The 10,421-nt window shown below is 52.5% G+C and carries 10 protein-coding genes; 6 read left to right on the forward strand and 4 right to left on the reverse strand.

Annotated features, from left to right (window positions below; translation table 11 throughout):
• Positions 1-82: 82 nt before the first annotated feature.
• From PQU96_RS10890 to PQU96_RS10905, 4 genes are all read right to left on the reverse strand, one after another.
• The gene (locus PQU96_RS10890; RefSeq protein WP_272772349.1) at positions 83-826 is read right to left on the reverse strand and encodes a Nif3-like dinuclear metal center hexameric protein; all 744 of its coding nucleotides are present in this window, start codon (positions 824-826) and stop codon (positions 83-85) included.
• Positions 827-966: 140 nt separating this feature from the next.
• Positions 967-2,610: a chaperonin GroEL gene (gene groL / locus PQU96_RS10895; RefSeq protein WP_272772351.1), complete on the reverse strand. Its 1,644-nt coding sequence runs from the start codon at positions 2,608-2,610 to the stop codon at positions 967-969.
• Positions 2,611-2,658: 48 nt separating this feature from the next.
• Positions 2,659-2,946 carry a co-chaperone GroES gene (groES, locus tag PQU96_RS10900; RefSeq protein WP_047966754.1) on the reverse strand — a complete coding sequence of 96 codons (288 nt, stop codon included), beginning with the start codon at positions 2,944-2,946 and terminating at the stop codon, positions 2,659-2,661.
• A 150-nt stretch (positions 2,947-3,096) separates the two neighbouring features.
• Complete coding sequence (locus PQU96_RS10905; RefSeq protein ID WP_272772352.1) at positions 3,097-4,236, reverse strand: MraY family glycosyltransferase; 1,140 nt, start codon at positions 4,234-4,236, stop codon at positions 3,097-3,099.
• Positions 4,237-4,462: 226 nt separating this feature from the next.
• Here PQU96_RS10905 and rfbF point away from each other — a divergent pair, with 226 nt between their 5' ends.
• Genes rfbF through wzx form a run of 6 tightly spaced genes read left to right on the forward strand, consistent with a single transcriptional unit; the run spans position 4,463 to position 10,414 of the window.
• On the forward strand, positions 4,463-5,236 hold the full coding sequence (rfbF, locus tag PQU96_RS10910) for a glucose-1-phosphate cytidylyltransferase (RefSeq protein ID WP_272772353.1): 774 nt from the start codon (positions 4,463-4,465) through the stop codon (positions 5,234-5,236).
• On the forward strand, positions 5,233-6,321 hold the full coding sequence (gene rfbG, locus PQU96_RS10915) for a CDP-glucose 4,6-dehydratase (protein ID WP_272772354.1): 1,089 nt from the start codon (positions 5,233-5,235) through the stop codon (positions 6,319-6,321). The genes rfbF and rfbG overlap by 4 nt, the downstream gene beginning before the upstream one ends.
• Positions 6,321-7,646 (forward strand): lipopolysaccharide biosynthesis protein RfbH, encoded by a 1,326-nt coding sequence (gene rfbH / locus PQU96_RS10920; RefSeq protein ID WP_272772355.1) that lies wholly within the window; start codon positions 6,321-6,323, stop codon positions 7,644-7,646. Before rfbG ends, rfbH begins: the two co-directional genes overlap by 1 nt.
• A 7-nt stretch (positions 7,647-7,653) precedes the next feature.
• On the forward strand, positions 7,654-8,190 hold the full coding sequence (gene rfbC, locus PQU96_RS10925; RefSeq protein WP_272772356.1) for a dTDP-4-dehydrorhamnose 3,5-epimerase: 537 nt from the start codon (positions 7,654-7,656) through the stop codon (positions 8,188-8,190).
• A complete protein-coding gene (locus PQU96_RS10930) occupies positions 8,187-9,074 on the forward strand; it encodes an NAD-dependent epimerase/dehydratase family protein (RefSeq protein ID WP_272772357.1) in 888 nt (295 codons plus the stop codon). The genes rfbC and PQU96_RS10930 overlap by 4 nt, the downstream gene beginning before the upstream one ends.
• Positions 9,050-10,414, forward strand: a complete 1,365-nt coding sequence (wzx, locus tag PQU96_RS10935; protein WP_272772358.1) for an O-unit flippase-like protein — start codon at positions 9,050-9,052, stop codon at positions 10,412-10,414. The genes PQU96_RS10930 and wzx overlap by 25 nt, the downstream gene beginning before the upstream one ends.
• Positions 10,415-10,421: the final 7 nt, after the last annotated feature.

The following is a 10,421-nucleotide window of genomic DNA, read 5'->3' on the forward strand; positions in this document are numbered from 1 at the left end:
ACCTCGTAATTCTACCTGATTACCGGAAGGAACTTGAAGCGCAGAGACGACAAATCACCTGATTGACGTCATGGACATCGCATTAAACCGGGTTGTACAGGTCAATAAACTGCACATTTAGCGCATATTCCGCAGTCAGCCATTCGCCCAGAGCTTTTACACCATAACGCTCGGTCGCATGATGACCTGCCGCAAGAAATACGACACCGGTCTCTTCGGCAAGGTGCAGATTCTGCTCGGAAACCTCCCCGGTGATGAACACGTCCACCCCCATCGCGATCGCCTGCTCGAAATAGCTCTGTGCACCGCCGGTACACCACGCGATATGGCGGGCACGTCGCTGGCCATTACCCAGCAACAGCGGCGTGCGCCCGAGGCGGGTGGCCAGCTGAGCAGCGAAGTCCGCCGCGGTGCCCTGCCCCCAGTCGCCCTGCCACAGCAGGGGCTCGGCCGCTGTCGGCTGCGGATTGGCGATGCCGAGCTGTAGTGCCAGCTGCGCGTTATTGCCCAGCTCGGGATGGGCATCCAGCGGCAGGTGATAGGCCAGCAGGCTGATGCCGTGCTGCAGCAGGCTGGCGATGCGCTGGCGCTTGATACCGACAATCGGCGCCGCTTCGTTCTTCCAGAAGTAGCCATGGTGCACCACGATGGCATCGGCCTGTGCCGCGATCGCAGCATCGATCAGCGCCTGCGAGGCGGTGACGCCGGTCACGATCTTCCTGACCTCGCTGCGGCCCTCCACCTGCAAGCCGTTGGGGGCGTAATCCTTGAACCGGGCCGGCTCCAGCTTGGCGTCGAGTACCGCCAGCAATTCCGTCAATTGCATGATCATCTCCTTGAATTGCCGCCATTGTGCCAGAGCAGCGCCGGAAAACAATGCGGCCAACCTTGGCGCAAGGTTGGCCGCAATAAAAAACCCCGCACCGTAGTGCGGGGTTTTCAAGGCTTTCGCGTGAGCGAGGCTGCTTACATCATGCCGCCCATACCGCCCATACCACCCATGCCGCTCATGTCCGGCATCGCTGGCTTGTCTTCCGGCAGCTCGGCCACCATGCAGTCGGTCGTCAGCATCAGGCCGGCAACGGAAGCGGCATTCTGCAGTGCGGTACGGGTTACTTTGGCCGGATCCAGCACGCCCATTTCCAGCATGTCGCCGTATTCACCGGTCGCCGCGTTGTAACCGAAGTTGCCCTTGCCTTCCATGACCTTGTTCACGACCACGGATGGCTCGTCACCGGCGTTCTGCACGATCTGACGCAGCGGCGCTTCGATCGCTTTCAGTACGATCTTCACGCCAGCAGCCTGGTCGGCGTTGGCGGTTGCCAGATCGGCCAGAGTGGAGCGGGCACGCAGCAGGGCCACGCCACCGCCAGGCACCACGCCTTCTTCAACGGCAGCACGGGTAGCGTGCAGCGCATCTTCGACACGGGCCTTCTTCTCTTTCATTTCGACTTCGGTGGCAGCGCCAACCTTGATCACGGCAACACCGCCGGCCAGCTTGGCCACGCGCTCTTGCAGTTTTTCGCGGTCGTAGTCGGAAGTCGCGGCTTCGATCTGCTGGCGAACTTCGGCCACGCGCGCCTGGATGGCGGCAACGTCACCGGCACCGTCGATAATGGTGGAGTTTTCCTTGCCCACTTCAACGCGCTTGGCTTGGCCCAGCATCTCCAGGGTCACTTTTTCCAGGGTCAAGCCCACTTCTTCAGCGATCACGGTACCGCCGGTCAGGGTGGCGATGTCCTGCAGCATAGCCTTGCGACGGTCACCGAAGCCTGGCGCCTTCACGGCAACCACTTTCAGGATGCCGCGGATGGTGTTCACCACCAGGGTCGCCAGCGCTTCGCCTTCCACGTCCTCGGCGATGATCAGCAGCGGACGGCCGGACTTGGCCACCTGCTCCAGTACCGGCAGCAGGTCGCGGATGTTGGAGATTTTCTTGTCGAACAGCAGGATGAACGGATTGTCCAGTGCGGCAATCTGTTTTTCCTGGTTGTTGATGAAGTACGGGGACAGGTAGCCGCGATCGAACTGCATACCTTCCACCACGTCCAGCTCATTGTTCAGCGACTTGCCGTCTTCAACGGTGATCACGCCTTCCTTGCCGACTTTTTCCATGGCGGTAGCGATGATTTCACCGATATCGCTGTCGGAGTTGGCGGAGATGGAGCCAACCTGGGCGATTTCCTTGGTGGTTGCGCATGGTTTGGCGATCTTGGCGATCTCGCCGACCAGAGCCACAACGGCCTTGTCGATACCGCGCTTCAGGTCCATCGGGTTCATGCCGGCGGTCACGAACTTCATGCCTTCGTGCACGATGGCCTGGGCCAGTACGGTAGCGGTGGTGGTACCATCACCGGCCACGTCGGAAGTCTTGGAAGCGACTTCTTTCACCATCTGTGCGCCCATGTTCTCGAACTTGTCCTTCAGTTCGATTTCCTTGGCAACCGATACACCGTCCTTGGTGATGGTCGGTGCGCCGAAGGAGCGATCCAGTACCACGTTGCGGCCTTTCGGGCCCAGGGTCACTTTAACGGCATCAGCCAGCACATTGACACCCACTACCATCTTGGCGCGGGCGGAATCACCAAAGCGTACGTCTTTTGCAGCCATGTTCTTCAATCTCCAGAATTCTGTTCAATAAAACGGTAACGGGTCGGATTACTCGACGATACCCATTACGTCTTCTTCGCGCATTACCAGCAGCTCGTCGCCGTCAACTTTGACGGTCTGGCCGGAGTACTTGCCGAAAATAACCTTGTCGCCGACTTTCAGCTCCAGCGCGCGACGCTCGCCGTTTTCCAGAATCTTGCCGTTACCGACCGCAACAACCTGACCCATGTCCGGCTTTTCAGCAGCGGCGCCAGGCAGAACGATACCGGAAGCTGTCTTCTCTTCAGCCTCGAGGCGCTTGATAACAACACGATCGTGTAAAGGACGAATTGCCATTGATCTCTCCTAATAGCAGTGGCTGTTGAAAGATGGATACCTATCAAATCAGCAGATTGACCGAGCGATTAGCACTCGGCGCTTGCGAGTGCTAATGATAGGGACGTGACAAGGGGTTTTCAAGGGCAGCAACCATCACAAAAAATACTATCAATCAGCATCTTTCGATAGCAATCTCGCCCTTTCATTGCGCGGTAGCGGATGGTGCAACACCATCCAGCGGGGAGAACGAAAACGGACAATCATGCGGTACAGGCATAGATATATCAGGACAAACAGTGCAGCACAGCCAATCAGCACCAGTGAGTTGTTCCAGAACAGCATGGCCGGCACCACCGAAAGTGAAGACAAGGCCCACAGATAAGGAGAAGTCATACTGTTGCGTCTCGTCATGTGACGAGCCTCTTTCGAGCCGACCATCCAGCGTACCAAGCGCTTGTAGACCATCTGGTGCAGATGCAAAGCATCGGGAGCACCGACCGGACGTCCCTGTAAAAACTTCCGGCGATAGATCGAGAATAGCGTCTCAAAGACAGGATAAATGACCAGCAACAATGGAAACCACGGCGAAACCTGCGAGTGTCGAGCCACCAGCAACACCGACAGCTCTGCAATCAGGAAACCAATAAGGTAAGCACCACCATCACCGGCAAAAATGGCTCCCCGTGGGAAGTTCCACAGAAAAAAGCCCAACACTGCACCCGTCGCCGCAAAACACAGACCCATGAGCTGTGGATCATGGACTTTGAATGCCACATAGGCCAAAGCCATGAGGACGAATACCGACACCATGCCAGCCAAACCATTGTAACCATCGATTATGTTAATCGAATGAGCCACACCACCAACAGCAAACACTGTAAATAGCAAGGACAAGAGCCAGTGGCTAGCCAACAGCTGATCCACACCAGGCAAATCCAGTCGTGACAAGCAGGCATCCAGCAGCCAGAATCCGAGAGCGGCAGCCAGGAACGTGGCCAGCAAGCGTGCCAACGGGCCAACCCGCTTGGTCAGGTCTTCGGCTAACCCTGCGATAAAAGCCGGCTGGGCAACCGCTAGGAGCAGCAACCCCAGAGATGACTCTGTTAACAACACAAGAATCATCACCCCCACTATCAGGCCAAGCATTACAGGAATGCCCCCAATACGAGGAACAGGAATCGCATGAAATTTCTGCACACCATCAAGATCATCATCACAGGAAAAACGATCATGTAGATGGCGGAAGCGAACCAGCAGCACACCAATGACAAAAGAGCAGAAGAACGCCCCAACAAGAATAAAAAGCATGCCAAGCTCGATTAGCTAGAGGATTGGGAATTGAGTCTACTGCACTGGGCAACAACCGGCGAGAACAAGCAAACATCCACCAGTACAATCAAGAATGCAGAACTTTATGCAAAGATTATTCTGGGTATAGATTGAATGTTCTGTGCTATCCATTCACGTCTAGCTCTGATAAGCATATCTGTGCACTCAATGCTGCACAGCTTTATTGATCGAACGGACAACTTTCATGAAAGCAGTCATCTTGGCAGGCGGACTGGGAACGCGCATCAGCGAAGAAACTTCCGTCCGTCCCAAACCCATGGTTGAAATCGGCGGCAAACCCATCCTGTGGCACATCATGAAGATCTACTCCTACCACGGGATAAACGATTTTGTAATTTGTTGCGGCTACAAGGGTTATGTGATCAAGGAGTACTTTGCCAACTATTTCCTGCACATGTCAGATGTCACCTTCGACATGTCCAGCAACAGCATGGCAGTGCACCAACGCCATGCCGAACCATGGCGCGTCACCTTGGTCGATACAGGCGAAGACACCATGACCGGTGGACGCCTGAAGCGGGTACGCAAATATCTGGAAAACGAAGAAGCTTTCTGCTTCACCTATGGTGACGGCGTCGGCGATGTTGACATCACCGCCTTGGTACGTTTCCACCAACAGCAAAATACGCTAGCCACCCTTACCGCCACCTATCCTCCAGGCCGTTTCGGCGCCCTGGACATCCAGGCCGACAAAGTAACCACTTTCAAGGAAAAACCCAAGGGTGATGGCGGCATGATCAATGGCGGCTATTTTGTCCTGTCGCCCAAGGTGATCGACACCATCGACAACGACGCCACCATCTGGGAGCGCGAACCGCTGGAACAGCTGGCAAGCCAGCAACAATTGGCGGCCTTCCGTCACGAAGGCTTCTGGCAGCCCATGGATACCCTGCGCGACAAGAACTATCTGGAAGAGCTGTGGCAGAGCGGTCGGGCCCCCTGGAAGGTATGGGAATGAGGCCTGAATTCTGGCAGGGCAAGCGGGTCTTCCTGACCGGGCATACCGGCTTCAAGGGCAGCTGGCTGTCGCTGTGGCTGCAACAATTGGGCGCTCAGCTCACCGGCTACGCGCTGGAACCGGCCACCACACCAAGCCTGTTTGAAAGCGCCTACGTTGGTGCAGGCATGACCTCCATCATCGGCGACATCCGGGATCCGGCAAAACTCATGCAGGCAATGCAGCTGGCCCAACCAGACATCGTTATCCACATGGCCGCTCAGCCGCTGGTGCGCTACTCCTATGCCAACCCGGTCGTGACTTACTCCACCAATGTCATGGGCCTGGTCTACCTGCTGGAAGCCGTGCGGCAAACACCAAGCGTGCGCGCCGTTGTCAATGTCACCAGCGACAAATGCTATGAAAACCGTGAATGGCTATGGGGCTATCGCGAAAACGAAGCGATGGGTGGCTACGACCCATACAGCAACAGCAAGGGCTGTGCCGAACTGGTTACCAGTGCCTATCGCAATTCGTATTTCAATCCGGCCGACTACCAACGCCATGGTGTGGCACTGGCCAGTGCCCGTGCCGGCAATGTCATCGGTGGCGGCGACTGGGCAGAAGACAGGCTGATTCCCGATATCATGCGCTCCATCGAACAGGCTCAGCCTGTGCAGATTCGCAGCCCGCACGCCATCCGTCCGTGGCAACACGTGCTGGAACCATTGTTTGGCTATCTGCTACTAGCCGAGCGGCTGTTCAACGCCGGCTGTGAATTTGCCGAAGGCTGGAATTTTGGCCCCCGCCCTCAAGATGCACAGCCTGTCGCATGGATTGTGGATACCCTTACTCGCGTCTGGGGCGATGGTGCCAGCTATCAGATCGATCCTGCCGGTGCAGACCTGCACGAAGCCCATTATCTGCGACTGGATTGCAGCAAGGCGCAAACCCGCCTCAACTGGCAGCCACGCTGGTCGCTGCCCACCGCCCTTGAGCACATCTGCAGCTGGCATCGTGCCCACCTGGCAGGTGCCAATATGCAAGACATCACCATTCAACAAATCAAGGCCTTTGAGGCCCAACCCGCCAAGGGACAGAATTGATGGGCACACAAGACAAAGCTCAAAAACTTCGCCAGCAGATTGCCCTGCTGGTTGACGAATACGCCGCCATTGCCATGGCCCCCCGCCCGTTTGAAGCAGGCAAGACCGTCATTCCGCCGTCCGGCAAGGTGATTGACGGTGCCGAGCTAAAAAACATGGTGGAAGCCTCGCTGGACGGCTGGCTGACCACCGGTCGCTTCAACGACATGTTCGAAAAGCGCCTGGCCGCCTTCCTGGGCGTACGCCACCTGCTGACCACCAACTCGGGCTCCTCCGCCAACCTGCTGGCCTTCTCCGCCCTGACCTCTCCCAAACTGGGCGAGCGCGCTATCCGCAAGGGTGATGAAGTCATCGGTGTTGCCGCTGGTTTCCCAACCACGGTCAATCCCATCCTGCAATTCGGTGCCGTGCCGGTGTTCGTCGATGTCGACATCCCCACCTACAACATCAAGCCCGAGCTGATTGAAGCCGCCATCACCAGCAAGACCAAGGCCATCATGCTGGCCCACACGCTGGGCAATTCTTACAACCTCAAAGTCATCTGTGAGCTGTGCGACAAGTATGGTCTGTGGCTGATCGAAGACTGCTGCGACGCACTGGGCAGTACCTATGACGGCAAACTGGTCGGCACTTTTGGCGATATCGGCACCCTCAGCTTCTACCCTGCCCACCACATCACCATGGGTGAAGGCGGCGCGGTATTCACCAACAATACCGAACTGAAAAAAATCATCGAATCCTTCCGCGACTGGGGCCGTGACTGCTACTGCGCACCGGGCTGCGACAACACCTGCGGCAAGCGCTTTGGCTGGCAGTTGGGCAGCCTGCCAGCTGGCTATGACCACAAGTACACCTACAGTCATCTGGGCTACAACCTGAAAATCACCGACATGCAAGCCGCCTGTGCGCTGGCCCAGCTGGACAAGGTGGACAGCTTCATCGAGGCACGCAAGGACAACTTCCGTTACCTGAGCAATGCCCTGCAAAGCTGCAGTGAATTCCTGATCCTGCCGGAAGCCACCGAAAACAGTGATCCGTCCTGGTTTGGCTTCCCGATTACCATCCGCCCGGAAAGCGGCATCAGCCGTGTCGATGTCCTGCAATACCTCGACCAGCACCGTGTGGGCACTCGTCTGCTGTTTGCCGGCAACCTGACCCGTCAGCCCTATATGGATGGCCAGCAATATCGCGTAAGCGGAGAGCTGACCAATACCGATCTGGTGATGAACAACACCTTCTGGATCGGCGTGCACCCGGCACTGACGCAAGACATGCTGGATTATAGCGTTGAAAAGCTTGAAACCATCATTGGCGTGAATTTCTGAGAATCACATGAAAATCATTGAAGAACTACTTCCAGGCTGTTTGTTACTGGAACCACAGGTGTTTACGGACCATCGTGGAGAATTCGTGAAAACATTTCATGATGACTCCATGCACAGCCTGGGAGTGGACTTCAATCTGCATGAAGAGTTTTACTCCGTATCACACAAGAATGTATTACGCGGCATGCATTTTCAAAGGGCTCCTCATGCCCATGCAAAAATTGTCTACTGCCTCACAGGTTCTGTGCTAGATGTACTAGTGGATTTGCGGGAAGGTGCACATTTCGGGCGTGTGAAAAGTACTGTTCTTTCCGGAGAGAATAAAAGAGTTTTGTTTATTCCCGCTGGCATTGCACATGGGTTTCTGGCGCTGGAAGATCAATCCATGATGATGTACAAAACCGATCTACATCATGTTCCCAGTGCTGACAGCGGCATTCGCTGGGATAGCTTTGGCTTTGATTGGGGAATACAACAACCCATTCTTTCCGAACGAGACATGCAACACCCAACTCTTTCCGAATACAGGCAAAATCACGAATGAGAAAGATCATCCTGACTGGGGCCACAGGATACATAGGCCGCAAACTGCTATACCGGCTGTTAGAACGCGGCCACTCTGTTAGCGTGGTTGTTAGAGAAAAGAGCCCCCGACTTTCCAGCCTGCCTGCTGACACTGAGAAAATTTTTTATGATGGGACGTTTAATAGTCTGCTAGATGGTATGAAAGACAAGGAATCGGGCCTAGTCATTCATGTAGCTTCACTATTCCTGACACAGCACAAACCTGAAGACATCGGCAACCTCATTGATTCCAATATCAAGTTTCCATGCTACTTATTGGAAGCAATGCATACATGCGGGTTAACTGAAATTATCAATACGGGAACATCATGGCAACATTATGAAAACAGCGATTACAATCCCGTCAATTTATATGCCGCAAGTAAACAAGCCTTTGTAGATATGCTGAAGTTTTACCAAGAAGCACATCACTTCAAGGCACTCACCCTTGAACTATTTGATACATTTGGTCCCGACGACGAAAGAAAAAAACTGTTTCATTTTTTACAAGATGCTGCAGAAACAGGAAAAACATTGAAAATATCTCCGGGGCAGCAACTTCTTGATATTGTCTACATAGATGACGTTCTCAACGCCTATGAAATAGCCATCAAACAATCTGGAAAACTTACCGGGACATTTACAGTCGCAAGTGGACAACTGCATAACCTGCAAGAAATTGTCGCCATTTACAGCAAAATCAGTCAGAAGAAATTGAATATTGAATTTTCCGCACTCCCCTACCGTCTACGCGAAGTAATGAAACCTTGGGAGTGCCATAGAAATCTACCAAACTGGACATGTGAATTCAGCCTCGAAGAAGGAATAAAGAAAATATTATGCCAGGGAATGAAAAGTCATTAAATAAAACCAACAACTTCAATGACATTGTATGGGGTTATTGCGCCCAATTCCTTAATATCGGGAGCGGCTTGATTCTACTTCCACTCATGCTTCATTTCCTTGGGAGTAATGATTTAGGACTGTGGTATTCATTTCTGGCAATCACATCGCTAGTTCAACTACTGGAGTTTGGCCTCCAACCCACTATCACCCGTTACATTAGCTATATCTTTGCAGGGGCACAAAACATCAACGCTGGAGAAATGCCCACCGCAAGCGGGGAAATACTCAACACACCTCTGCTACACGATATGATTAGTGCTTGCAGAAGAACATATTTATTAATTTCCCTCCTTGCCTTTTTAATGTTGCTCAGTGTTGGCTCATATTATGTCCACCTCACAACCAAAGCTCAAAACAATACGGATCAAGCACTCCTCTCATGGATACTATACAGTATCGGTATTGTGATAAATTTTTACTTTACTTACCTAAACGGAATATTCCAGGGCGCAGGACATCAATCAATTGTCAACAAAACAATATCAATCAACAAAATAGCATTTTTGCTGACAAGCAGCATTTTGATAGTTTTTAATCTTTCACTAAATGCAATTATTATTGGAAATTTTATCTCCATAATTATCAGCCGTTCATATATAAGAGCAAAATTCAACTCGCACTTCAAATCAGAAAACACTACACAACAGTCGAACAAAGAACAGATTAATCATTTAATAAAACTTTTATGGCATAGCACATGGCGTTTAGGAGTAGTACAGCTTGGATCATTCATGATATTGCGTGCAAATCAGTTAATTGCATCCAGCACATTGGGATTGAGCGCCGCAGCCAGTTACGGAATTTCCTTACAAATACTATCTGTGCTCAGTACATTTTCCAGCTTGCCATTCACCTTAAAAATCCCACAAATTACAGCAATGCATGTAAAAAAAGACAAAGCAAGCACAATTAGAATATATAAGAATTCTCTATATTTTTGCTGGATCATCTTTTCAACTAGCGCCATTTTTCTCATTTTACTTGGAGGGCCTGCATTAGCCATCATAAAAAGCAGGACACATCTACTTGACACGTTATGGCTTACTATCCTTGCCATTACTTTACTGCTAGAACTCAATCACACAATTAGTGCAACATTTTTAACCACCCTAAATAAAGTACCTTTTGTAAACGCATCCCTTACTTCAGGTGGGTCCGTGGTTGTTTTGAGTGTACTGAGTACACATTATACAACACTTGGAATTGGCGGCTTAATTCTCTCCCAAGCAATCGTTCAGGCTCTGTATAACAATTGGAAATGGCCACTTACTGTAACTCGTTACTTGAGAACACTGTAAAATATTG

This window comes from Vogesella margarita (assembly GCF_028548475.1).
Classification (GTDB): Bacteria; Pseudomonadota; Gammaproteobacteria; order Burkholderiales; family Chromobacteriaceae; genus Vogesella; species Vogesella margarita.